The sequence below is a fragment of the Streptomyces sp. NPDC107559 genome (genome assembly GCF_055657365.1).
The window spans coordinates 37,920-62,190 of record NZ_JBVKBD010000002.1; the positions used below are offsets into that span (position 1 = coordinate 37,920).

Consider the following 24,271-nt stretch of genomic DNA (forward strand, 5'->3'; position numbering starts at 1 on the left):
CTCCCGTCGATGTCCCCCATCCCTCCGGAGGTTACGCATGTCCCGCACCTCTGATCCGTCCGATCCGCCCCGTACGAAGGAGAGTTCCGTGGCCGGTCCGCTCGTGGACGCGCCGGACGGTCCGCACGGCCCGAGCAGTCCGCACGACGAGGAGCAGCGGCTGCGCGAGCTCGGCTACCGGCCTGTTCTGGCCCGTCGCATGGGCGGCTTCGGCAACTTCGCGATCAGCTTCTCGGTGATCTCGATCCTGTCCGGCTGCATGACGCTGTACGGCTTCGGCCTCGGCACCGGCGGGCCCGCCGTGATGCTGTGGGGCTGGGCCGGAGTGGGTCTGTTCGTGCTGTGCGTGGGGCTCGCGCTGGCCGAGGTGACCAGCGCGTATCCGACGTCCGGCGCGCTGTACTACATGGCCGACCGGCTCGGCGGCCGCCGCTGGGGCTGGTACACGGGCTGGCTGAATCTGCTCGGTCTGCTCGGTGCGATCGCGGGCATCGACTACGGCGCCGCCCTGTTCGCCGGCGCCTTCGCCAACCTCCAGTGGGGCTTCGAACCGACGCCCGGCAAGACGATGCTGATCTTCATCGCGATCCTGCTGCTGCACGCCGTGCTGAACCTGTTCGGCGTCCAGCTGGTCAGCGTGCTCAACTCCATCAGCGTCTGGTGGCACCTGGCGGGCGTCGCCCTGATCGTCGGCGCGCTGGCGATCGTCCCCGACCACCACCAGTCGCCGTCCTTCGTGTTCACCAGGTTCGTCAACGACACCGGCTGGGACAACCCCCTGTACGCGGCCGCGCTCGGCCTGCTACTGGCCCAGTACACCTTCTGCGGCTACGACGCCTCGGCCCACCTGTCGGAGGAGACCTCCAACGCCTCGGTGTCGGCGGCCCGAGGCATCGTGCGCTCCATCTGGGTGTCGTGGATCGCGGGCTTCGTCCTGCTGGCCGGTCTCACCTTCGCCATCCAGGACTACGACGCCACCCGCAACAGCGCGACCGGGGTGCCGCCCGCGCAGATCCTGCTCGACGGTCTCGGCACGGACGGTGCGAGCGCGCTGCTCGTCGTCGTGATCATCGCCCAGCTGTTCTGCGGCAACGCCGAGGTCGCCGCCGCCAGCCGGATGGTGTTCGCGTTCAGCCGCGACGGCGCGCTGCCCGGGTCCGACATCTGGCGCCGGGTCAGCAGCCGCACCCAGACCCCGGTCGCCGCCGTGTGGCTGTCGGTGGTGGTCGCCGCTCTGCTGGCGCTGCCGTCGCTGTACTCGGCGACCGCGTACGGGGCGGTCACGGCCATCAACGTCATCGGCATCACCCCCGCGTACGCGATACCCGTGCTCCTGCGGCTGCGCGCGGGCGACCGTTTCCGGCCGGGTCCCTGGAACCTGGGCCGGTGGAGCAAGCCGATCGGCTGGATCGCGGTGGTGTGGGTGGCCGGTGTGACGGTGCTGTTCTGCCTGCCGCAGGCGTCGCCGGTGACGGTGGACACGATGAACTACGCCTCCGTGGCCCTCGCCGTGGTCCTGGTCCTCGCCACCGTGTGGTGGTTCGTCGCCCGCCGCTCGTATGGCACGCCCACGACGGCCGCGTACGGCTCCGACCGGGAACAGGCCGAACTGGCCGAGGGGATCGTCTGAGGCCTGCCGGTCATACGGTCCGGCAGCCGCCGAAATCGGTCCGAGCTGCGCGTCCTTGCTCCGGGTCCGGTACGAACTGCCTTACCGGATACGGCAGGATGAGCGATCGCGCCGTCCGCGCGGAAGATGCGGGCGGCGCGTTCGCGCTTCCCGGAATCGAGCAGGTGACAACGTGACGAGACTTCACACCCGGCCGTCGGCGGCGGCTCACGCCGCAGACCGTCCCTCCGGAGGCGGCCGGTGAACCGCGCGGTGACGCTCGACGACCTGATGCTCGCCGGGATCGCCCTGGCGGCGGGGCTGCTGGGGGCCTTCCTCTCGCGCACGCTGCTGCGCTGGCTGGCCAAGCACGCCAAGCGCACCCGCTGGAGCGGCGACGACGTGATGGTGGACGCCCTGCGGACCGTGGTGCCGTGGGCCTCGCTCGCGGGCGGCGCGGCCGTCGCGGCGGCGGTGCTGCCGCTGACCCACACGGTGCAGCGGCACGTCAACCAGTGCCTGACCGTGCTGCTCATCTTCGTGGTGACGCTGTCGGCGGCGCGGGTGGTCTCCGGGCTGGTGCAGACCGTCACCCAGTCCCGCTCCGGCGTCGCCGGATCGGCCACGATCTTCGTCAACATCACCCGGGTGCTGGTGCTGGCGATCGGCTTCCTGGTGGTGCTCCAGACGCTGGGCATCTCGATCGCCCCGATGCTCACCGCCCTGGGTGTCGGCGGTCTGGCGGTGGCGCTCGCCCTTCAGGACACCCTGGCGAACCTCTTCGCCGGCGTCCACATCCTGGCCTCCAAGACCGTACAGCCCGGGGACTACATCCGGCTGACCAGCGGCGAGGAGGGGTACGTCGTCGACATCAATTGGCGTCAGACCACCGTGCGCCAGCTCTCCAACAACCTGGTCGTCATCCCCAACGGCCAGCTGGCGAAGACGAACATGACCAACTACACCCGGCCCGAACAGCACCAGACCGTGCTGGTGCAGGCCGGTGTCGGCTACGACAGCGATCTGGAGCACGTCGAGCGGGTGACCATCGAGGTGGTCGCCGAGGTGATGACCGGGGTCGACGGCGCCCTGCCGGACCACGAGCCCGCGGTGCGTTTCCACACCTTCGGCGACTCGCGCATCGGTTTCACGGTGATCCTGGGCGTCGGCGAGTTCAGCGACCAGTACCGGATCAAGCACGAGTTCATCAAGCGTCTGCACCGCCGCTTCCGCGAGGAGGGCATCCGCATCCCCGCGCCGACCCGGACGGTGGCGTTGCAGCAGGGGTCGGTGGTGATACCGCACCAGCGCGGCCACGAGGTCGTGCAGGGGGAGGTCCCCCTGCACGACTGAGAGCTCCGAGCTACGGACCTCGGAGCTTCGACAGCTCGGAGCTCCAGGCCTCAGAGGGTGGCCGAGTTGTCGTGGTGCCCGGCGGTCCGCTGCCGCGGGACGGCGAAGGACGTGGCCACCGGCGTGACCGTCCAGTCCGGGTGGTTCGGCATCCGCGGGGTGACGGTGCCGTAGAGCCAGTCCCGCAGGAAGCCGGACAGGTCCTGCCCCGAGATCTCCGAGGCGACGGCGATGTAGTCCTGCGTCGTCGCCGAGGAGTTGCGGTAGCGGTCCAGGAAGGCGCGCTCGATCGCGTGGAAGACGTCCTCACCGACGAGTTCGCGCAGCGCGTACAGCACCAGTACGCCGCCCACGTAGCGCTGGTTGTCGAAGAGGTTGGCCGCGTTCGGGGCGGCGACCGGGCCGGAGTCGCGGCGCCACTGGTCGCCGAGCGCGTAGGTCGCCTTCATCCGGGCTTCCAGCGTGGTCAGACCCAGCGAGTCCGGCCAGCCGCGCTCGTAGCGGTACAGCAGGCCGTAGAAGTCGGCGTGGCCCTCGTTCAGCCACAGGTCCGCCCAGGTGGCCGGGGAGACGAGGTTGCCGAAGTAGGAGTGGACCAGCTCGTGCATCATGTGCGAGCCGATCTTGGACTCCTCCTGGAGGAGGTAGTTCGGCTTGTACAGCGTGAGGGTCTGCGTCTCCAGGCCGGTGAAGTCGAAGGCCGCCGGGTCGTCGGAGTTGCAGGGCAGCAGACCGTACGTCTCGAAGGGGTAGGCGCCCAGCCGGGCCTCCAGCCACGCCACCAGGCCCGGGGTGAGGGCGAGGGCGGGCTCCAGGGCCTGCGCCCGCGCGGTCGGCACGACGTCCCGCAACGGCAGCCCGTGCGGACCCTGCCGCTCCTTGACCACGTAGTCGCCGACGGTGATCTGCACCAGTTCGGTGGCCATCGGCGAGCGGGAGCGGAAGGTGTACGCGGTCCGGCCGCCGGCCAGGTTCTCGGTGCACACCAGGGAGCCGTTCGCGACACCCTTCAGACCGGCGGGGACGGTGACCCGGAAGGTGAAGTCCGCCTTGTCCGACGGGTGGTCGTTGCAGGGGAAGACGGTGTGGGCCAGGTTGGGCTGGCCCGCCACCGCGAAACCGTCCGGGGTGACGACCCAGCCGGTGAGCGGCTGCGCGATACGGCGCGGATCGGCGCCGTACACCACGCGGACCGTGCCGCCGGCGCCCTTGGGCAGCGGCCGGGCGGGCGTGATCCGCAGCTTCTCGCCCACCTGCTCGAACACGGCGTCGCGGCCGTCGACCTGAACGCTGCGTATGTCCAGGCCCAGACAGTCCAGGGAGAAGCGGGTCAGCGCCTGGGTGGTGCGCAGCTGGAGGGTGGCCGTGGCGTCGACCAGCCGGGTGGTGGCGTCGTAGGCGAAGTCGAGGTGGTAGGCGTGGACGCGGTAGCCGTCGTTGCCGAGGCCCGGGTACACGGGGTCGCCGAGCGTCTCGGCACCCGGCGCGCCGGGTGCGCCGGGTGCGTCGGGCTCCCCCGGAGCCGCGTGGGCGCCGCCGCCCACGGTCAGTGCGACGGCGGTGCCGAACAGGGCGGCCGCCGGGGCCGTCACTCTGGTGCGATATCTCATGGTCAGCCTTTATTCGGGCGGCCGGGTGGTCGGCCCGGCCGTCGTGGGGATCGGAAGACGATCTACTTCCAGGACCACCCTTTCGGCCGCTTCGGTTGCCCGTCGGGACACGGAAGCCGCCGGACCCCTGTCGAGCCGGGGCCGCTCACGAGATATCTTGATGTCGAGCAATGTTGCAGACGTGGAGCGGAGCACCGGTGACTGACTCGACCATCATCTATACGCACACTGACGAGGCCCCGGCCCTGGCGACGTATTCCTTCCTGCCGGTGGTCCGGGCGTACGCCTCGCAGGCGGGCGTCACCGTGGAGACACGGGACATCTCGCTGGCCGGGCGCATCATCGCCGTGTTCCCGGAGTACCTGACCGAGGACCAGCGCATCCCGGACGCGCTGGCGGAGCTCGGTGAGCTGGCCAAGACGCCCGAGGCCAACATCATCAAGCTGCCGAACATCTCGGCGTCGATCCCGCAGCTGAAGGCCGCGGTCGCCGAGCTCCAGGCGCAGGGCTACGCGCTGCCGGACTACCCGGACGACCCCAAGACCGACGAGGAGCGGGAGATCCAGGCCCGCTACGACAAGGTCAAGGGCTCCGCCGTGAACCCGGTCCTGCGCGAGGGCAACTCCGACCGCCGCGCCCCGGCCTCGGTCAAGAACTACGCCAAGACCCACCCGCACCGCATGGGTGCCTGGTCGGCCGACTCGAAGACGAACGTCGCCACCATGGGTGTGGACGACTTCCGCTCCACCGAGAAGTCCGCCGTGATCTCCGAGGCGGGCGCGCTGCGCATCGAGCTGCTCGGCGACGACGGCTCCACCACCGTGCTGCGCGAGTCGGTGCCGGTCCTCGCGGGCGAGGTCGTCGACGCCTCCGTCATGCACGTGGCGCCGCTGCGCGAGTTCCTCACCACGCAGATCGCGAAGGCCAAGGAGGACGGCGTGCTGTTCTCCGTGCACCTCAAGGCCACGATGATGAAGGTCTCCGACCCGATCGTCTTCGGTCACGTGGTGCGCGCCTTCTTCCCGAAGACGTTCGCGAAGTACGGCGAGACGTTCGCCGCGGCCGGCCTGACCCCGAACGACGGTCTGGGCGGCATCTACAAGGGCCTGGAGTCCCTGCCCGAGGGCGCCGAGATCAAGGCGTCCTTCGACGCCGAGCTCGCCGAGGGCCCGGCGCTGGCGATGGTCGACTCCGACAAGGGCATCACCAACCTGCACGTGCCGTCCGACGTCATCGTCGACGCCTCGATGCCCGCCATGATCCGCACCTCCGGCCACATGTGGGGCCCGGACGGCCAGGAGGCCGACACCCTCGCGGTGCTGCCGGACTCCTCGTACGCCGGTGTCTACCAGGCCGTGATCGAGGACTGCCGCGCCCACGGCGCCTACGACCCGTCGACGATGGGCTCGGTCCCGAACGTCGGTCTGATGGCGCAGAAGGCCGAGGAGTACGGCAGCCACGACAAGACCTTCGAGATCCGGACCACCGGCACGGTCCGCCTCGTGGACCAGGCCGGCAACGTGGTGATCGAGCAGACGGTCTCCGCCGGTGACATCTTCCGCGCCTGCCAGACCAAGGACGCCCCCATCAAGGACTGGGTGAAGCTGGCCGTCACCCGCGCCCGCGCCACCGGCAGCCCGGCCGTGTTCTGGCTGGACGAGACCCGCGCGCACGACGCCAACCTGATCGCCAAGGTCCAGGCGTACCTGTCGGAGCACGACACCGAGGGTCTGGACATCCGCATCCTCAGCCCCGTCGAGGCGACCAAGCTGTCGGTGGAGCGCATCCGCCGCGGCGAGGACACCATCTCCGTCACCGGCAACGTGCTGCGCGACTACCTCACCGACCTGTTCCCGATCCTGGAGCTGGGCACCAGCGCCAAGATGCTGTCGGTCGTCCCGCTGATGGCGGGCGGCGGCCTGTTCGAGACGGGCGCCGGCGGTTCCGCGCCGAAGCACGTCCAGCAGCTGGTCAAGGAGGACTACCTGCGCTGGGACTCGCTGGGTGAGTTCTTCGCGCTGGTCCCGTCCCTGGAGCAGTACGCGACGGCCACCGGCAACACCCGCGCCCGGGTCCTCGCCGACACCCTCGACCGCGCCACGGCGACCTTCCTCAACGAGGACAAGTCCCCGACCCGTCGCGTCGGCGGCATCGACAACCGCGGCAGCCACTTCTTCCTGTCCCTGTACTGGGCGCAGGAGCTGGCCGCGCAGACCGACGACGCCGACCTGGCGAAGGCCTTCGCCCCGCTGGCCGAGTCCCTCGCCGCGGACGAGCAGAAGATCGTCGACGAGCTGAACGCCGTCCAGGGCAAGCCGGCCGACATCGGCGGCTACTACCAGCCCGACCCGGCCAAGGCCGCCGCGGTCATGCGCCCGTCCGCCACCTGGAACGCGGCGCTCGCGTCCCTCAGCTGACGCACCGGGCCCGCGGCCCGCTGTTCCCCGCCTCCGCCCCGGCCGGCCTCGCGCCCGGCCGGGGCGGAGCCGTGTCCGACACCGCCGTGCCCGACGGGTCACCAGTCCCGGGTGGCGATGAGTTCCTCGACGTCCGCGTCCGGGAAGCCGTAGGCGTCGGCGACGAACCAGAAGTCCTCGGCTATCACCTCGCGCGCCACCGTCTCGATATCGCTGTCGGCCTCCTCGAACGCCGTCTGCAGGTCGTTGAACTCCTCGGTGGCGGCCTGGGTCAGGACGTAGAGCGCGTCCAGGTCCGCGGGCCGCTCGGCCTCTATGCGCTCGCACAGGCGCAGCAGGATCGCCCTGCCCAGGTCCACCACGTGATCCGGGTAGTAGTCGCTGTCGTACAGTCCGCGCAGAAACGGATGTGCGGTCACCTGCTGGTTGTCGATCGGCATGCTGCTGCCCGTCCTTCACGGCGTTCGATGTGACACCTTGATCGTGCACCACGCCACTGACAACGCCCTGGAGCCGCCGTATGCCGCCCGCCGCACCGTCCTTCGAGCTGCTGCCCGGCGCCGACGAATCGCCCGTGATCCTGCATGTGCCGCACTCCGCGCGGGAGATACCGCCCGCGGTACGCGCCAGGATCCTGCTCGACGGCCCGGCGCTGGAGCGGGAGCTGGACCACATCACCGACGCGCACACCGCGCGGATCGCCGCCGAGGCGGCCCGGCGGGCCGTGGTGGCGCCCTGGCGGTTCGTCAACCGGCTCTCCCGGCTGGTGATCGACCCGGAGCGGTTCCCTGACGAGCGGGAGGAGATGCTCGCCGTGGGCATGGGCGCGGTCTACACCCGCACCACGCACCGGGAGGCGCTGCGGGCCGAGAAAGCCGACCCTGGGCCGTTGATCGAGCGCTACTTCCAGCCGTACGCGCGGGCCATGACGGAGGCGGTGGCGGACCGGCTGGCGGCGACCGGGCGGGCGGTGATCGTCGACGTGCACTCCTACCCGGCCGAGCCGCTCCCCTACGAGCTGCACGGCGAGGGCCCGCGGCCGGCGGTCTGCCTGGGCACCGACGCCTTCCACACCCCGCCCGCCCTGCTGTCCGCGGCACGGGAGGCCTTCGCCGGGTGCGGGGAGACGGGGCTGGACAGCCCGTTCGCCGGGACGTACGTACCGCTGGAGTTCCACGGCAAGGACGCCCGGGTGAGCGCCCTGATGGTGGAGATCCGCCGGGACACGTACATGAGCGAGCCGGGCGGCCCGGCGGGGCCGGGACTGACCCGGCTCGCCGAGGCGCTGGCCGCCCTGGTCGACGCCGTCCCCCGCTGACCGGCGGGACGGTCGGCCGCGGTTGGCGGCCGACGGTCCTGGACGCGGGTCTCAGGCGCGCAGCCACTCCGTGACGACCACCTCGGCGCCGGTCCGCAGCCGCAGCGCGAAGGGACCGGCGGGAGGCGCGTCGCAGGTGAAGCGGCCCAGGTCGTCCGCGGTGAGCGGAGCGGCCGTCCGCGGACCGCTGAGCACCTCGATACGGGCCGCCTGCGGCGGCAGCACCTGCCCCATCAGCCCCTCGGAGGTCACCTCCACGTCGACGCTCAGCTCACCCGTGCGGAACGTCAGCATCCGCGGCGGGTCCAACACCCCCCTGACCGGAATGGCGTCGGTCAGCGAGTCGAAGGTCAGCTCGGCGATCCGGGCGTCGAGGTCGTGCAGCGCGTACGCCTCCACCGCGATCCGGTACAGCTCCGCCGGCACCGGGTCCAGGACGGCGGCGGCGCGGCGGAGTTCGTCCTCCAGCCGGTCGCAGTCCGGCCCGTCGTCGAACTCGTCCGCCGGGCGGTCGTCCCCTTCCTCGTCCGGCTCGCCGTCGTCGAACCCGTCCTCGTCGAAGTCGGGCAGGTCCAGGCCGTTCATATCGCTCATGTCGCCCATGTTCACAGCGCTCCCCGTGCGTCGAGTCGGGCCCGCAGCCGGCGCAGACAGCGCTGGCGCAACGGTCCGATACTGCCGACGGCGATGCCCAGTGCCGCGGACACCTCCTGATAACTGGGTGGCTGCGCGGCCATCAGAACGCGCAGCAACTGCCTGCAGCGCTCGCCGAGTTCCTCGAACTCCTGCCACACATGCCGGATGCGCTCGCTCTCGGCCGCGGCCTCCTCCGAGTCGAGCACGGACTGCTCCGGCGTACGGTCCTCGCTGACCCGGTCGAGCAGCTGTGGATCGTCGGTCGGCATCAGCCGCTTCGAGTTCTTGATGACCTTCAGGCTCTCGTGCCGTGTCGTGCTCGCCAGCCAGGAACCGGCCTTGTGCGGTTCCCGGATCCGCCCCAGGTTCTGGGCGAAGCGGAACCACACGGTCTGGTAGACCTCGTGTCCGTCGGCGTCGGAGAGCCGGTGTGCGCGCACCACGGACCACACCAGGGGGCTGAGCCCCTCCACGAGCGCTTTCCAGGCCGCCGCGTCACCGTCTACGGCGGACTGGACGAGCGCGCCGACATCTGTACGATCCACGGCCCCACCCCTCGTGTACGGCATGTCATCGTACGCCGTGGAAGGGGCAGCTCCGGCCCTCATGCGGGAGGCGCGAGCTGCACGACCGGCACCGGACGCCAGGTGGGCGGCCGCAGCGCCGGTACGTGTGCTCCGCGCACCTCGGCGAACCCGGTGTTCGCCGCGAGGAGCTGCCTGCGGGCCGCGCGCGGGTCGGTCTCCTTGTGGGCGGTCATGTGGGAGGCGATCAGTCCGGCGGCGACCGGGGTGGCGAAGGAGGTGCCGCTCCAGTGCGCGAACCCCTCGAACATCACCTGGTCGGCCTTGCCGGGTGAGGTCTCCCGCTCCTCGCTCAACAGGCCGGTGTGGCGCGGCGACTGGCAGGTGCAGACATAGGTGAAGCCGTACCGGCAGGCGTCGTACGTGGAGTGCCGGTACACGTACGGGACGGGTGCGTCGAAGCCGGTGAGGGAACTGGTGAGGCGCTCGCCGGGGGCGTAGACCTGCACCCAGGAGCCGTGGTTGGTGAAGCAGGCGCCGAACTCGCCGTCCCCGCGCAGCGCCCCGACCGACAGCACGGTGTCCGCGTACTCGGGCAGCGAGGCGTAGGCGGCGGGCCAGAACGGGGCAGCGCTGGAGTTGTTGCCGGCCGCGGCGACCAACAGCGTCGGCTGGTCGCGCAGTTCGCGCATGAAGGCGTCCACGCCGAGCAGGCCGTCGGTGCGGCCGTTGCTGGTGCCGGCCGAGAGGCTGATGATGTCGGGCCAGCCGTTGCGGTCGACGGCCGCGAAGAGCGCGTCGCCGAAGTCGGACTCCAGGATGGCGCCCGCGTCGTTGAGCGTGTTCCGTACGGTGACGTCGGTGTTGGGCGCGACCGCGGCGACCAGGCCGGCGATGAACGTGCCGTGGCCCACGTACTGCTGGAGGACGCCCTCCTCATCGGTCTCCTGGAGCTGGGCGTCGCCTTCGGTGTGGGCGAGCAGCGGGTAGGACCGGTGGTCGTGCATGAGGCCGGTGTCGATGACCAGCACGCCGACCGCACTGTCCTGGTCGTACGCCGCCTCGGCCGGCGCGGGGTTGGGCGCCTGGGTGAGCGGGGCGGGCACGGGCTCGTCGCCGGGGCAGGCGTTGACGGCGATGGACACGACGTGGTTGCGGCTGACCAGCCGGCGGCCCGCGCGGCCCTCCGCCTCGCGCAGGGCGCGCAGGGCGCCCGCGACGGCGCGGTCGGCGCGCCGGTCGCCGTGTCCGGGGTCGCCGACCTGGATCCGGGTGATGCCGGAGCGGTTGGTGTCCGGGCCCGCGCGGCGCACATGGTCGGCGACGAGACCGGTGGTGCCGGTGAAGTGCGTGCGAACGGTGTCCTCGACGAGGCGCGCCTCCTCGCCGTCGCGGGCGAGCACGACACCCTTCTCGTAGATGAACTCGGCGGAGTCGTCCGGCCCCATCGCGAGGGGGACATCGGGGATCGAGCGCTGGATCTGGTCGAACTGCTCGTGGAATCGCTGCGGTGCCATGCGTGTCCTCCCACAGAGGCGGTGGTCTTCAATCAGAGTCGTACGGTCGTTGATTGATACAGCGTCAAAGTGCCGTTCCATGGTTCGGTGGGCTGCGGAGCACTACCATCCGTTGCGTGACAGCGGGAAGCGACTCGGTTCTCGAACTGCTGCCCATGGTGTTCGCCGCTCCCAACGACGCGGTGGCTCGGGCGGAGGGAGTACTCGGCACCGATCCGCCGCCGCTGCACGCCTCTGTCGCCCACCAGGTGATCGGCATCTGGCAGCGGGACTGGGGCGACATGCGGATCGCCCTGCGGCATCTGCGGCGTGCCCGGGACCTGGCGGCGCGCGCGGAGTCGGCCGAGCGGGAGGCGGACGTGCTGGGCACGCTCGGGGTGGCGCTCGTGCACGCGGGCCGTACCCGGCAGGGTCTGGCCGCCTTCGAGCGGGGGGTGGGCCGCGGCAGCGGACACACCCGGGCCCGGGTGCTGTACCGGCGGGCCTACGCCTGGTGGGTACTGGGTCATCATCGTGAGGCACTGGAGGACGTACGCAAGGCGGTCCCCGTGCTGCGGCAGGCGGACGACGTCATCTGGACGGCACGCGCACTGACCCTGCGCGCGACCGTGCATCTGGCGCTGGGCGCGGTGGAGCGGGCGGAGGCCGACTTCACCGCCGCCGAGGCGCTGTGGGACACCACCGGCCAGGAGCACGACAAGGCCGACGCGGTGGAGAGCCGGGGCCTGGCCGCGTTCCGCTCCGGGGACGTGCCCGTCGCGCTGCGGCTCCTCGACGAGGCCGAGGAGCGGTACGCGAAGCTCGGCACCCCGACGTTCATGCTCAACATCCGGCGCTGCGAGGTGCTGATGGCCGCCGGGCTGGCGCCGGAGGCGCTGGCCGAGGCGGACGCGGCGATCGGGGTGCTGGACGGGATCGGCGGGCAGTCCACCCGCAAGGCGGAGCTGCTGCTCGGGGCCGCCCGGGCCGCCCGTCTCTCGGGCGATCCGCACACCGCGATCGCCCGCGCGGACCTGGCCGTACGGCTGTTCGCGGCGCAGCGGCGCGGCTGGTGGGAGACGCACGCCCGGCTGGTGCTGATCGAGGCGCGGGTGGCCGCCGGGCGCGGTTCGGGCCGGCTGGTCGCGGACGCGGCGGCGGTGGCGGACCGGCTGGCCGCCTTCGGCGCGCCGGCCGCGCCGGAGGCGTCGTTGCTGGCGGGCCGGATCGCGCTCGGTCTGGGCTGGACGGCGGACGCCGAACGGCATCTGGCCGTCGCGGCGCGCAGCCGGCACAGTGGGCCGCCGCTGGCGCGGGTGACGGGCTGGGCGGCGCAGGCGCTGAGCGCCCGAGCGGCCGGCTCCGGCCGGGGGGTGCTGGAGGCCTGCCGGCGTGGCCTGGACGTGCTCGACGACCACCGGATGACGCTGGGCGCCTCGGAGTTGCGGGCCCGCGCCACCGAGCAGGGCGCGGAGCTGGCGGCGCTCGCGCAGCAGGCGAGCCTGGCCCGGGGCGGACCGCGGCGGCTGCTGGAGTGGAGCGAGCGCTGGCGGGCCACCGTGCTGTCCGCGCCGCCCACCCGGCCGCCGGCCGATCCGGCGCTGCTGAGCGGGATGACCGCCTACCGCGAGATCGCGGCGCGGGCCGAGGAGGCGCGCCGGGACGGGCGCCCGGTGCCTGCCCTGGAGCGGGAGCAGCGACGGCTGGAGCGTGAGGTGCGCTCGCGGACCCTGCACATCCGCGGTGCGGACCCCGGCGGCGGCGACCGGTTCGACCCGGACCGGCTGCTGCGACGGCTGGGCGACGACGTACGGCTGCTCGAACTCGCCGTGGTGGACGGGCGGGTGCATGTGCTGCTGTGCGCCCGGGGCCGGGTGCGGCGCTGGGCGGCCGGGCTGCTGGTGGACGCGGAGCGGGAGGCCGAGTACATCCAGGCGGGGCTGCGGCGGCTGGCGCATCCGGGGGCGGAGGGCCGGCTGCCGGTGGTGGAGGCGGCCGGCGCCCGGCTGGAGGAGCTGCTGTTCGGGCCGGCCGCCGGGCAGCTGGGCAGCGGGCCGGTGGTGGTCGTGCCGCCGGGCCGGCTGCACCGGGTGCCGTGGGCGTTGCTGCCGTCGCTGCGCGAGCGGGTGCTGAACGTGTCGCCGTCGGCGAGCAGCTGGCTACGGGCCCGGGAGACCGCACCGCCGTCGGGCGGCCGTCATGTGCTGGTGCGGGGTCCGGGTCTGGCCACCGGTGGCGCGGAGGTGCCCGGGCTGGCCGACCGGTACGGGACACCGGTCGTGCTGGAGCACGCCGACGCGCGGGTGCCGCGGGTGCTGGAGGAGCTGGACGGTGCCGCGCTGGCGCACATCGCGGCGCACGGCACGTTCCGGGCGGACTCCCCGCTGTTCTCGTCGCTGCGGATGGCCGACGGCCCGCTCATCGTGCACGACTTCGAGCGTCTGGACCGCAGCCCGTACCGGATCATCCTCTCCAGCTGTGACACCGCCCGGTTCGCCTCGGTCGGTGCCGACGAACTCCTCGGCCTGGTCACCGCTTTGCTGCCGCTGGGCACGGCCGGGGTGGTGGCGAGCAGCGCGCCGGTCAACGACGCCGCGGTGGTGCCGCTGATGCTCGCCCTGCACAAGGGCCTCAGCACGGGTCTGAGCCTGGCCGAGGCCCTGCGCGACGCGCGCACGGCGCTGCCCGGTGACGCGGTGCACCAGGCCACGGGGTGGGCGTTCACCGCGTTCGGCGCTGCCTGAACACCTTTGATTCCGTGGCCCGTTCGGGGTTCAGGCCGAGCGGGGCTGCGGCTGCCGGCCGTCCGTGACGAGCCACGGCAGTGCCTCGCGGTCGCCGGCGCCGAGGCGGGCGTAGGCACCGTAGAGATGGTTGCCGACGGTGCGGATCGACAGGGTGAGCTGTTCGGCGATCTCGCGGTTGCTCAGGCCCGCCGCGGCGAGGGTGACGATCTGCCGCTGCCGGGCGGTGAGTTCGCCCAGCGCCAGTCCCGACAGGGCCGGGGTGCGGGCGCCCTGGCAGCGCCGGGCGAGTGCGGCGGCGCGGGTGCGTGAGGTGCGGGCGGCGCCGGGGGCGCGGTGGGCCCGGGCGGCCTGGGCGTGCGCCTCCGCCGCGAAGAGCAGGAAGCCGCGTTGTTCCAGGGCCCGGGCCGCGCGGTCCAGCGCGGGCGCGTCGCCGCGCGCGAGGGCTCTGGCGTGGGCGGCGAGCACTCCGTCGGCGGGCAGGCGGCCGGCGGCCTCGGCCGGTGCGCCGAGCCGGACGGCCTCGTAGCGGGCGTACGGGTCACGGTCCCCGGACGTGTCACGCAGGGCCTTCAGTGCGGCGGTGAGGTCTCCGCGGGCGGCCGCCAGCCACGCCTGCGACGCCTGGTCGGCGGCGGCTTCGCTCGCGGTCGTGACGTCGCCCGACTGGGCTGCGGCCAGGGCCAGTTCGCGGCGGCAGGCGGTGTCGCCCGGCGCGCTGCGCAGGCCTTCCCTGGCCCAGGCTCCGGCCTCGCGCAGCCGTCCGCGCAGCCGGCAGAACCGGGCCCGTACGGCCGCGTGGCCGGGCGGCAGCGGTGCGCCCTCCGCCACCAGCCACTCCCCCACGGGGGCCGGCAGGTCCCGTACGTCCGCGTGGGCGATGCGGTGTTCCAGCGCGGCCGACTCGCTCTCCAGGGCGTGTTCCCGTTCCTGCGGGGTCCGGGCCAGCCGCCCCGCCCGCAGCCGGCCGGCCGCGGCCCGCAGCACCGGGCCGTGCAGCGGGTGGGCGAGGCGGACGGCGTGCGCGGGCCGGGTGGCGTGCGCGGTCCCCGCGGGCCGGGCGGCGTGCGCGCCCTCGGGGAGGTCGTCGGTCTCGATCAGGCCGTCGGACTCGAGGCGTTCGAGGATGCGCAGGTCGAAGGTGTCGGCGGGCAGCGGGAGGGGCTCGGCGAAGGCGAGGCGGTCCAACGTCTCGCGCTCGTCGGGGCAGCTGCGTTCCAGGAGCGGGGCGCTGCGTTCGCGGACGGCGGCGGTGACCGGTACCGGACCGCGCCAGACGCGCTCGCCGGTGTCCGGGTGCGGGGTGAGGGCTCCGTGTGCGTGCAGCGCGCCGAGCAGTTCGCGCAGCAGTCGCAGATCGCCCCGGGACAGGCGGTGCAGCCGGTCGACGGTGAGCGGGTCGAGCGGACCCGCGGCCCCCGCCTCCAGCAGTCGTGCGCTCTCCTCGGGGGGCAGTGGCGTCAGCGCGAGGCGGGGCAGCAGTTCGCCGGTCCACAGCCGGCTCACCGCGCCGGGCACGGGGGCGCCGTCGGTGGCGACGACCAGCAGCCGGGTGCGGCCGTGCACGGCCAGGTGATGGACCAGGGCTGCGGACACGTCGTCCAGCAGGTGGGCGTCGTCGACCATCAACAGCCGGGTGCCGGACAGGAGTCGGACGGCTCGGTGCAGGGAGACGGTGTCCGGGAGCAGCGGCGCGAAGGCGGCCAGCGGCAGGTCGCGGGTCTCGGGGGTGCCTGCCACGTGGACGCAGCCGGTCCCCCGCACGGCCTCGGTGGCGAGCCGGGTCTTGCCGCAGCCCGCCGTGCCGGTCACCACGATCCCGGGGCGCCCGGCGGCCAAGGACCGTCTGACCAGCTCCAGTTCGTCCTCGCGTCCGGTGAACGGCCAAGGTATTCCGAGGGTCTTCGCGTCCCGTTCGAAAGTCGTCACGAGGGTATGAGCGGGGATACTCACCCCTGATACAGGGCGACTTGAGTAGACCGCGACTCAGGTGTGCGGGGGACGGTCCGCGGCAGGCTGTGCCCATGACCGCTCGCTACTGCTCCCTCGCGCAGCAGTCGGCAGCCGCCTTCCCGGCGGGGCTGACCGCTGAGCGGCTCGACGCGCTCGTGGGCGGGCGGTCGATGTGGGTCAACGGCACGGTCGTGCACTACCACTTCTTCGACGGCGACGCCGACGGTTCCCCGATCGCCCTGCCGGGCAGCGGCGAGACCCGGTGGGTGTCGTGGGTCGGCGCCAAGGAACAGCGGGACCTGGTGCGCGAGTGCTTCCGGGAGTGGCAGGACCTCGGTATCGGTGTGTCCTTCGTCGAGGTCGGCGACCGCTCGGAGGCCGAGCTGCGGATCGGCTTCCAGCTCGGCGACGGATCCTGGTCGGCCGTGGGCAAGGACGCGCTGCGGGTCGGTCTCAACGAGCGCACCATGAACTTCGGCTGGGATCTCACCGTGCCCGGGGAGCGTCCGACGGCACTGCACCAGATCGGGCACGCGCTGGGCATGGTGCACGAGCACCAGAGCCCGTTCGCCGGTCTCCACTGGGACGACGAGGCCGTGTACGCCGATCTGGCGGGCCCGCCGAACTTCTGGAGCCGGGAGACCACGTACGTCAACGTCCTGCGCAAGCTGGACCCGGCCGAGGCCAACGGCTCGGTCTGGGACCCGCTGTCGATCATGGAGTTCCCGTTCGCGTCGGGGCTGGTCCTGGAGCCCGAGCAGTTCCGCGGCGGGCTGAACCCGCCCGGTGGTCTCTCCCCCCTCGACAAGGAGTTCGTGCTCCGCTGGTATCCGCCGGCCGGTCCGGGCCGGCCGCCCGCGCTGGTGCCGTTCCGCTCGGCGCCGCTGCGGCTGGGCCCGGGCGAGCAGGCCGACTTCACCGTCGAGCCGACGGAGACGCGTACGTACTCGGTGGGCACGTTCGGCGACAGCGACACCGTCGTCGTGGTGTTCGAGGAACGGGACGGGGAGCCCCGCTTCCTCGCCGGCCGGGACGACGGGGGCACCCCGCACAACGCGACGGTCAGGGCCCGTCTGGTCAGGGGCCGCCGCTATTTCGTCCGGGTCCGCCTGTACTCCGTCCGGGGGTCGGGCGAGACGGCGGTCATGTGCTGGTGAGCACAGGGCCGGCCGGGCCCGGGCACACGGACCACGGTCCGGCGCCGGGGGAAAAGGGCCGGTGACGTCTCCTTCGGGGGAGGGAGACGTCACCGGCCCGCCGCCGTGTCCGCGTCCTCACCGCCGGTCGGTGCGGGCCGGGGCCGTCGCGCCGTCGGCCGCGTGGGCGGCCCAGTCCAGGATCTGGACGGCCGACCCGGCCGCCTCCAGGCCCCGGCAGCGGTCGTGGTGACGGCGGGCGATGCCGTCGAGGTCGAGGTGGGCGCCGAAGGCCGGGTGGGCGGTCAGGCGCCGGGCGTAGGCCCACAGGGCCGGGTGGTCGACGAGCCGGTGCACGGCGGCGGCGTCCAGATGGTGGCGGTGCACGGTGTCGAGGGTCACCAGGGTCGCCCACAGCTCCACGTCGGCGGCGGTGAGCCGGTCGCCGGCCAGCCAGGTGCGGCCGGCCAGCCTGCGCTCCAGTGCGCCGAGCGCGGCCAGCAGGGTGTCGAGGGCGGCGGCCCGCTCGTCCTCGCCGGCCCCGGCGCGTCCGGCGTGCTGCGCGGCCTCGTCGATGTTGGACACGCACAGCCACTCGATGGCCTCGGTGCCGTCCGGGTAGAGCGAGGGGCCGTCGCCGCCGAAGCCGCGGGCCAGGTCGCGCATGATGTCCGGGGCGTGGGTGCTGACGATCCGCCCCGACCAGTCGTCGGCGAGCACCGGCGCCAGGGCGGGTCCGGTGTAGCGGTGGGCGCTCGCCTCGTACAGCGGGCGCAGTGCGGTGTGTCCGCCGTCGGGGTCGTCGGGGACCGCCGGCAGCCAGGTCACCGGGCAGGCCTCGAGGAGGCCGAGCAGGCTGTGGGTGACGGCGATGCGCAGACCGTCGGGACAGGCGGTGGACAGGTGGAGCCGGTAGCGGCGCGGTACGGCGTAGTGGCCGCTGCGCGCGTCGCGGCCGAGGCGGCCGCGGAAGGCGGGGGCGACGCGGGTGGAGGGCACGGCGGCGAGCGGTGTGACGGTCATGACTCTCCCCGAGAGCGATCGCGCGACGGACGCGCGGCGGAAGCGACGTCGGACGGGCGGCCCGGTGCGCTCGGACGGCAGCCCGCGGGAGGCGGCGGCCGGGACGTGCGGGGCCGGCTCAGACGGCTCGGCCGATCGCACTGCAGACGCGCTGGAGGTCGATGTGACGGCGGGAGGTCAGAAGAGGGGTCGGGCGAGGCGGCGAGGACGGCGAACGGCCCGCGCGCGCGGTGACCGGCCCGAGGCAGCCCATGTTTCCCTACCTATTCACTAGGATTCCTATCGGGAGTGTCGGCCCGTCGTGAGCCGTCGTCAAGAGGGCGTTCGGCAGCCGGACATGAGAAAACCCCGGGACGCCTGGATCGCGTCCCGGGGTGTCCCGCTCGGCTCAGCTGTCGAAGTCGACGGTCAGTCTCTCCGACACCGGGAAGGACTGGCAGGTCAGGACGTAGCCCGCGTCGACCTCGCCCGGCTCCAGGGCGAAGTTGCGGCGCATGTCGGCCTCGCCGTCGGTGACCAGCGCGCGGCAGGTGCCGCACACCCCGCCCTTGCAGGCGAAGGGCAGGTCGGGGCGGGTCAGCTGGGCGCCGTCGAGGATGGTGCGCCGGCGGGAGAGGGCCGAGGTGGTGGAGCGGCCGTCGAGGGTGAGGGTCACCTGGCTGACCGGTCCGTCGGCGGTGTCGGTGTCCTCGTCGTGCCGCACCTCGCGGACCGGTTCGTCGTCGGCGTAGAACAGCTCCTGGTGGACGCGCTCGCCCGGTACGCCGAGGTCGGCCAGCACCGCCTGGGCGTCGCGGACCATGCCGTGCGGGCCGCACAGCCACCAGTGGTCGGCGCTCTGCACGTCGACGAGCGCGCCGACCAGCGCGCGCAGCCGGTCGGCGTCGAGCCGGCCGGAGAGCACCTCGGCCTCGCGCGGCTCGCGGGAGAGCACATGGGCGAGCTGGAAGCGGCTGGGGTACAGGTCCTTCAGGTCCGCCAGTTCGTCGGCGAACATCACGGACCCGGTGCGGCGGTTGCCGTAGAAGAGGGTGACCCGCGAACGGGAGTCGGCGGCGAGGACGGACTCGGCGATGGACACCATGGGCGTGATGCCGGAACCGGCGGCGACCAGGACATGGTGGCCGGGCTCGGTGAGGTCGGGGGTGAACGCGCCGGTGGGCGCCATCACCTCGACCGTGTCGCCGGGGCGCACCTCGCGCACCAGCCAGGAGGAGAACAGGCCGCCGGGCACCACGCGCACCCCGATCCGCGGCACGGATCCGGCCGGGGAGCAGATGGAGTACGAGCGGCGCTCGTCGCGCCCGTCGATCTCGCGCCGCACGGTGAGCGACTGGCCCGGGGCGAACGCGAACTCCTCGGCGAGTTCCTCGGGGATCTCGAAGCTGACGGCGGCGGCGTCCTCGCACAGCGGCTGGACGGCGGCGACCCGCAGCGGGTGGAAGAGCGGACGGCGGCGCGGACGCGGACGTACGGCCGGGGCCGCGGCGGGGGCGTCCGGGGCCGAGGCGGGGGCGGTCGGGGCCATCAGATCTCCTTGACGTACTCGAACGGCTCGCGGCAGGCGAGGCAGCGCCACAGCGCCTTGCACGACGTGGCGGAGAACCGGGAGGTCTCCTCGGTGTCCGCCGAACCGCAGCGGGGGCAGGGCACGGCCGTGCGCCGGGTCGCGGACAGCACCAGCGGCACCGGGCCGGAGGCGGCGCGGCGGGGGGCGGCGCCGGGCGGCGCGATGCCGTGCTCGGCGAGCCTGCGGCGCCCCTCGGGGGTGATCCAGTCGGTGGTCCACGGCGGGTCCAGGACGGTACGGATCTCCACCCGCGCGAATCCCGCGGCGCGCAGCCGGGCGGCCACGTCCGCCCGCATCTCGGCCATCGCCGGGCAGCCCGAGTAGGTGGGCGTCAGGCTGGCGACGACCGTGCCGTCCCCCGTCACCTCGACGTCGCGCAGGACGCCGAGGTCGGCCAGGGTCAGCATGGGCAGCTCCGGGTCCGGCACCTGCGCGGCGATGTGCCGGGCGCGCCGGACGTCCGCGGGCGGGGTGGCCGTGGTCACCATGTCGCCTCCGGGTGGGCCCGGGCCAGGCTCTGCAGCTCGGCGAGCAGCGGGGCGAGATGCTCGGTGCGGTCGCCGTCGCGGCCGGCTCCGGGCAGCGGCCGTACGTCGGGCAGGGCGAGTCCGGCGGCGTCGAGCACCTGCCCGAGCACGGCCGTCACCTCCTCGCGCACGTCCGCCGCGTCGATCCCGAACCCCGGTCCGGTGGCGAGGAGTTCGTCGACGTACGGGAAGACGTCGGCGAGGGCGGCGCGCATCCTGCGGTGCGACTCGTCCGTGCCGTCGCCGAGGCGTACGGCCCACTCGGCCGCGTACTGCCGGTGGTAGGTCAGCTCCTTGACGCCCTTCGCCGCGATCGCCGCGAGCACGGGGTCGGCGCAGCCGGCGAGCCGCTCGAACAGGGCGAGCCGCCAGGCGGACAGCACCAGCAGCCGCACGACGGAGAACGCGAAGTCGCCGTTGGGCAGTTCGGCCAGCCGTACGTTGCGGAAGGCGTCCGCGTCACGGAAGTAGGCGTAGGCGTCCTCGCCGCGCCCGCTGCCGTCCGCCTGGCCGCAGCGCGCGTACAGCAGCCGGGCCTGGCCGAGGAGGTCGAGGCCGATGTTGGCCAGCGCCACCTCCTCCTCCAGCTCGGGGGCACGGGTGGTCCACTCGGCGAGCCGCTGGGCGGACACCAGGGCGTCGTCGCCCAGCGCCAGGCAGCAGGCGGCCAGCGCCGCGGCGTCCACGCCGGCCGGCACGGACGTGTCCACGCCGTGCAGCGGGTCCTCGAATCCGGTGCCGAACGCCCAGCGGGCGTCGTCCTCGTGTCCCTCGGCGAGGGTCAGGTAGAGGTGGTCCTCACTCATGCCCTGCTCCTCAGATGTGCGGGACGTCGTCGGGGATGTCGTAGAAGGTGGGGTGGCGGTAGACCTTGTCCGCGCTGGGCGCGAAGAACGGGTCCTTCTCGTCGCGGGTGGAGGCGGCGATGTGCTCGGAGCGCACCACCCAGATGCTCACGCCTTCGTTGCGCCGGGTGTAGAGGTCGCGGGCGTGGGTCAGCGCCATCTGGTCGTCGGCCGCGTGCAGCGAGCCGACGTGCACGTGGTTGAGACCCCGCTTGCCGCGTACGAACACCTCGTACAGGGGCCAGTCCTGCTGTGTCATGCCGCCGTACCTTCCTGAACCCGCTTGTTCCGCTTCGCCGCGTGGGCGGTGGCCGCCTCACGCACCCAGGCGCCCTCGTCGTGGGCGGCCCGGCGGCGCTCGATCCGCTCGGTGTTGAGCGGGCCGTCGCCCTTGATGACCCGCATCAGCTCGTCCCAGTCCGGGGTGCCGAAGTCGTGCCGGCCGCTCTCCTCGTTCCAGCGCAGGTCCGGGTCGGGCAGCGTGACGCCGAGCTTCTCGGCCTGCGGGACCGTCATGTCGACGAACCGCCGGCGCAGCTCGTCGTTGCTGTGCCGCTTGATCTTCCAGGCCATGGACTGCGCCGAGTTGGGGGAGGCGTCGTCCGGCGGTCCGAACATCATCAGGGACGGCCACCACCAGCGGTTCACCGCGTCCTGGACCATCTCGCGCTGGGCGTCGGTGCCGCGCATCATGGTCAGCAGCAGCTCGTAGCCCTGGCGCTGGTGGAAGGACTCCTCTTTGCAGATCCGCACCATGGCGCGCGCGTACGGCCCGTAGGAGCTGCGGCACAGCGGCACCTGGTTGCAGATCGCCGCGCCGTCCACGAACCAGCCGATCACCCCGACGTCGGCGAAGCTCAGCGTCGGGTAGTTGAAGATCGACGAGTACTTCTGGCGGCCCTCGATCAGCATCTCGGTGAGGTCCGCGCGGTCCACACCCAGGGTCTCGGCGGCGGAGTACAGATACAGGCCGTGGCCGGCCTCGTCCTGGACCTTGGCGAACAGGATGGCCTTGCGGCGCAGCGACGGCGCGCGGGTGATCCACTCGCCCTCCGGCTGCATGCCGATGATCTCCGAGTGCGCGTGCTGCGCGATCTGCCGGACCAGCGTCCTGCGGTAGCCGTCCGGCATCCAGTCCCGGGGCTCGATCCGCTGGTCGCGCGCGATCGTCGCGTCGAAGTGCTCCTGGAGGCCCTGGGGGGCGGGCGTGGAGTCTGTCGTGGTCATCTGCACCAGCTTCCCAAGCGACCAACCGACCATTCGTTCGGTTCCAGTGTGCCTGTTCATCCACGGCCGGGCAAGACCTTGACAGTCGACGGCGATGCGGGATTACGTTGGCGGTGCGCACGCTAACCGAATGTTCGGTCGGTTCACAAGGTGGTGAGATCGTGACGCAGGCCCGTGACACGGCCCTGGGCCCGGCGCAGGAGATGTTCGCAGCGGACGAGGCCTCCCGCAGTCTCGGCATGGAGCTGCTGGAGGTCGGCACGGGAAGCGCCGTGCTGCGGATGACCGTGACCCGCGCCATGGTCAACGGGCACCGCATCGCCCACGGCGGCTATCTGTTCCTGCTCGCCGACACCGCCTTCGCCTGCGCCTGCAACAGCCACGGCCCCGTGACCGTCGCGGCCGGCGCCGACGTCGACTTCGTCGCGCCCGCGTACGAGGGGGACGTCCTCGTCGCGACCGCGACGGAGCGCACCCGGTTCGGCCGCAGCGGTCTGTACGACGTGAGCGTGCTGCGCGGTGACGAGGTGATCGCGGAGTTCCGCGGCCGCAGCCGCACGGTGCGCGGTGCGCAGCAGGTTCGAAGCACACAGAGCAAGGAGTCGCGATGAGCAGCGCAAGCGGACTGACGGGCCCCGCGGCCCCCGGCGGCGGACGGCTCGGGGACCCGCTCCCCGCTGAGCTGCTCGACGACGGCGAGCACCTGACCCGCGACCAGCTGCGCGAACTCCAGCTGGAGCGGCTGCGCGCGACGCTGCGGCACGCCTACGACAATGTCGAGCTGTACCGCAGGAAGTTCGACGACGCGGGCGTCAAGCCCGACGACTGCCGCAGCCTGGCGGACCTGTCCCGGTTCCCCTTCACCACCAAGGCCGACCTGCGGGACACCTACCCCTTCGGCATGTTCGCCGTGCCCATGTCCGAGGTGCGCCGGGTGCACGCCTCCAGCGGCACCACCGGACGCCCCACGGTCGTCGGCTACACCGAGAACGACCTCTCCGTCTGGGCGGACGTCGTCGCCCGCTCGATCCGCGCCGCGGGCGGCCGCCCCGGCCACAAGGTCCACATCTCCTACGGCTACGGCCTGTTCACCGGCGGTCTGGGCGCGCACTACGGCGCCGAACGCGCCGGCTGCACGGTGATCCCCGCCTCCGGCGGTATGACCGCGCGCCAGGTGCAGATCATCCAGGACTTCCGGCCCGAGATCATCATGGTCACGCCGTCCTACATGCTCACCCTGCTCGACGAGTTCGAGCGGCAGGGCCTGGACCCGCGCGACAGCTCGCTGAAGGTCGGCATCTTCGGCGCCGAGCCGTGGACCGAGGAGATGCGCCGCGAGATCGAGGAGCGCCTCGACATCCACGCGGTGGACATCTACGGACTGTCCGAGGTGATGGGCCCGGGTGTCGCGCAGGAGTGCGTGGAGACCAAGGACGGGCTGCACGTCTGGGAGGACCACTTCCTCCCCGAGGTCGTCGACCCGATCACCGACGAGATCATGGCCGAGGGCGACAGCGGCGAACTCGTCTTCACCTCCCTCACCAAGGAGGCGCTGCCGGTCATCCGCTACCGCACCCGCGACCTGACCCGACTGCTGCCCGGCACCGCCCGGCCCGCCTTCCGCCGGATCGAGAAGATAACCGGCCGCTGCGACGACATGATCATCCTGCGCGGGGTGAACGTCTTCCCCAGCCAGATCGAGGAGATCGTCCTGCGCACCCCCGGTGTGGCCCCGCACTTCCAGGTACAGCTGAGCCGGCGCGGCCGGATGGACCACATGGTGGTACAGGTCGAGGCCCGCCCCGGCGCCGGTCCCGAGCAGCGCGAGGCGGCCGCCCGGACCATCGCCCAGGGGGTGAAGGACGGGGTCGGTGTCACCGTGGAGGTGACGATCGTCGACCCGGAGACCCTGGAGCGCTCGCTCGGCAAGCTCCGCCGGGTGAAGGACCTGCGGGAACAATGACCGCCCGCGGCCGCACCACGGCCGCACCCGGCCTTCCGGGCCTCACGGGACGCATGCGAAGAGGGCCCCCGCGGACTTCCGTCCGCGAGGACCCCTCGCACCGTCGGGACGACAGGATTTGAACCTGCGCCCCCTTGATCCCCAGGAGTGAGGGCCATGGGAACCATCTGCAGATATCAGGCAGAAACAGGGCGGGAAGGATGTCGGCGTCACTCACGATCAGCGTCCTCCTCGGCAGCAGCGTGGCCTTCACGACGGCTGCACTGCACCCCCAGGACGGGTCCCGGCTGCACGACAGTGGGACGACGAGGCCCGCATCA

The 24,271-nt window shown here is 72.7% G+C and carries 21 protein-coding genes; 8 read left to right on the forward strand and 13 right to left on the reverse strand.

Annotated elements, in window-relative coordinates:
* Positions 1-37 precede the first annotated feature (37 nt).
* Positions 38-1,630, forward strand: a complete 1,593-nt coding sequence (locus tag ACZ7OY_RS06840) for an amino acid permease (protein WP_471910414.1) — start codon at positions 38-40, stop codon at positions 1,628-1,630.
* Positions 1,631-1,870: 240 nt separating this feature from the next.
* Positions 1,871-2,962 carry a mechanosensitive ion channel family protein gene (locus ACZ7OY_RS06845; protein WP_471910415.1) on the forward strand — a complete coding sequence of 364 codons (1,092 nt, stop codon included), beginning with the start codon at positions 1,871-1,873 and terminating at the stop codon, positions 2,960-2,962.
* A gap of 50 nt (positions 2,963-3,012) precedes the next feature.
* Here ACZ7OY_RS06845 and ACZ7OY_RS06850 read toward each other — a convergent pair whose 3' ends face one another.
* Positions 3,013-4,572, reverse strand: coding sequence for a M1 family metallopeptidase (locus tag ACZ7OY_RS06850; RefSeq protein ID WP_471910416.1), 1,560 nt, complete (start codon positions 4,570-4,572; stop codon positions 3,013-3,015).
* Between the two features lie 197 nt (positions 4,573-4,769).
* Between ACZ7OY_RS06850 and ACZ7OY_RS06855 the strand changes: the two genes are divergently transcribed.
* Entirely contained in the window at positions 4,770-6,989 is a 2,220-nt protein-coding gene (locus ACZ7OY_RS06855; protein ID WP_471910417.1) for an NADP-dependent isocitrate dehydrogenase, read from the forward strand.
* Positions 6,990-7,087: 98 nt separating this feature from the next.
* Here ACZ7OY_RS06855 and ACZ7OY_RS06860 read toward each other — a convergent pair whose 3' ends face one another.
* The gene (locus ACZ7OY_RS06860; RefSeq protein WP_471910418.1) at positions 7,088-7,429 is read right to left on the reverse strand and encodes a DUF5713 family protein; all 342 of its coding nucleotides are present in this window, start codon (positions 7,427-7,429) and stop codon (positions 7,088-7,090) included.
* A gap of 80 nt (positions 7,430-7,509) precedes the next feature.
* Here ACZ7OY_RS06860 and ACZ7OY_RS06865 point away from each other — a divergent pair, with 80 nt between their 5' ends.
* Positions 7,510-8,307, forward strand: coding sequence for an N-formylglutamate amidohydrolase (locus ACZ7OY_RS06865; protein WP_471910419.1), 798 nt, complete (start codon positions 7,510-7,512; stop codon positions 8,305-8,307).
* Positions 8,308-8,358: 51 nt separating this feature from the next.
* Here ACZ7OY_RS06865 and ACZ7OY_RS06870 read toward each other — a convergent pair whose 3' ends face one another.
* The 3 genes from ACZ7OY_RS06870 to ACZ7OY_RS06880 are packed head-to-tail and all read right to left on the reverse strand — an operon-like array spanning position 8,359 to position 10,984.
* Complete coding sequence (locus tag ACZ7OY_RS06870; protein WP_471910420.1) at positions 8,359-8,901, reverse strand: hypothetical protein; 543 nt, start codon at positions 8,899-8,901, stop codon at positions 8,359-8,361.
* Positions 8,902-8,912: 11 nt separating this feature from the next.
* A complete protein-coding gene (locus ACZ7OY_RS06875; protein WP_384724336.1) occupies positions 8,913-9,512 on the reverse strand; it encodes an RNA polymerase sigma factor in 600 nt (199 codons plus the stop codon).
* Positions 9,513-9,547: 35 nt separating this feature from the next.
* Entirely contained in the window at positions 9,548-10,984 is a 1,437-nt protein-coding gene (locus ACZ7OY_RS06880) for a S8/S53 family peptidase (RefSeq protein WP_471910421.1), read from the reverse strand.
* Positions 10,985-11,139: 155 nt separating this feature from the next.
* Here ACZ7OY_RS06880 and ACZ7OY_RS06885 point away from each other — a divergent pair, with 155 nt between their 5' ends.
* Positions 11,140-13,707, forward strand: coding sequence for a CHAT domain-containing protein (locus ACZ7OY_RS06885; protein WP_471911177.1), 2,568 nt, complete (start codon positions 11,140-11,142; stop codon positions 13,705-13,707).
* 30 nt (positions 13,708-13,737) lie between these two features.
* Here ACZ7OY_RS06885 and ACZ7OY_RS06890 read toward each other — a convergent pair whose 3' ends face one another.
* Complete coding sequence (locus tag ACZ7OY_RS06890; RefSeq protein WP_471910422.1) at positions 13,738-15,636, reverse strand: LuxR family transcriptional regulator AbsR2; 1,899 nt, start codon at positions 15,634-15,636, stop codon at positions 13,738-13,740.
* A 95-nt stretch (positions 15,637-15,731) separates the two neighbouring features.
* Here ACZ7OY_RS06890 and absR1 point away from each other — a divergent pair, with 95 nt between their 5' ends.
* Complete coding sequence (absR1, locus tag ACZ7OY_RS06895) at positions 15,732-16,817, forward strand: beta-glucuronidase AbsR1 (RefSeq protein ID WP_471910423.1); 1,086 nt, start codon at positions 15,732-15,734, stop codon at positions 16,815-16,817.
* Between the two features lie 117 nt (positions 16,818-16,934).
* Here the strand turns inward: absR1 and ACZ7OY_RS06900 are convergent, their stop codons facing one another.
* The 7 genes from ACZ7OY_RS06900 to paaA all read right to left on the reverse strand — a co-directional run bounded on the left by ACZ7OY_RS06900 (position 16,935) and on the right by paaA (position 21,988).
* Positions 16,935-17,819 (reverse strand): glutathione S-transferase C-terminal domain-containing protein, encoded by an 885-nt coding sequence (locus ACZ7OY_RS06900; protein ID WP_471910424.1) that lies wholly within the window; start codon positions 17,817-17,819, stop codon positions 16,935-16,937.
* A 118-nt stretch (positions 17,820-17,937) separates the two neighbouring features.
* Positions 17,938-18,072 (reverse strand): putative leader peptide, encoded by a 135-nt coding sequence (locus tag ACZ7OY_RS06905; RefSeq protein WP_351608380.1) that lies wholly within the window; start codon positions 18,070-18,072, stop codon positions 17,938-17,940.
* A 135-nt stretch (positions 18,073-18,207) separates the two neighbouring features.
* The gene (gene paaE, locus ACZ7OY_RS06910) at positions 18,208-19,347 is read right to left on the reverse strand and encodes a 1,2-phenylacetyl-CoA epoxidase subunit PaaE (RefSeq protein ID WP_471910425.1); all 1,140 of its coding nucleotides are present in this window, start codon (positions 19,345-19,347) and stop codon (positions 18,208-18,210) included.
* The gene (gene paaD / locus ACZ7OY_RS06915) at positions 19,347-19,877 is read right to left on the reverse strand and encodes a 1,2-phenylacetyl-CoA epoxidase subunit PaaD (RefSeq protein WP_351608386.1); all 531 of its coding nucleotides are present in this window, start codon (positions 19,875-19,877) and stop codon (positions 19,347-19,349) included. The genes paaE and paaD overlap by 1 nt, the downstream gene beginning before the upstream one ends.
* Entirely contained in the window at positions 19,871-20,722 is an 852-nt protein-coding gene (gene paaC / locus ACZ7OY_RS06920; protein WP_384724351.1) for a 1,2-phenylacetyl-CoA epoxidase subunit PaaC, read from the reverse strand. The genes paaD and paaC overlap by 7 nt, the downstream gene beginning before the upstream one ends.
* A 10-nt stretch (positions 20,723-20,732) precedes the next feature.
* Positions 20,733-21,020 (reverse strand): 1,2-phenylacetyl-CoA epoxidase subunit PaaB, encoded by a 288-nt coding sequence (gene paaB / locus ACZ7OY_RS06925; protein ID WP_450664857.1) that lies wholly within the window; start codon positions 21,018-21,020, stop codon positions 20,733-20,735.
* Positions 21,017-21,988 (reverse strand): 1,2-phenylacetyl-CoA epoxidase subunit PaaA, encoded by a 972-nt coding sequence (gene paaA, locus ACZ7OY_RS06930; protein WP_471910426.1) that lies wholly within the window; start codon positions 21,986-21,988, stop codon positions 21,017-21,019. Before paaA ends, paaB begins: the two co-directional genes overlap by 4 nt.
* A 161-nt stretch (positions 21,989-22,149) precedes the next feature.
* Here paaA and paaI point away from each other — a divergent pair, with 161 nt between their 5' ends.
* Both paaI and paaK read left to right on the forward strand, forming a co-directional pair.
* A complete protein-coding gene (gene paaI, locus ACZ7OY_RS06935) occupies positions 22,150-22,599 on the forward strand; it encodes a hydroxyphenylacetyl-CoA thioesterase PaaI (protein ID WP_471910427.1) in 450 nt (149 codons plus the stop codon).
* Positions 22,596-23,951: a phenylacetate--CoA ligase PaaK gene (paaK, locus tag ACZ7OY_RS06940; protein WP_471910428.1), complete on the forward strand. Its 1,356-nt coding sequence runs from the start codon at positions 22,596-22,598 to the stop codon at positions 23,949-23,951. Before paaI ends, paaK begins: the two co-directional genes overlap by 4 nt.
* The last annotated feature ends 320 nt before the right edge of the window (positions 23,952-24,271 follow it).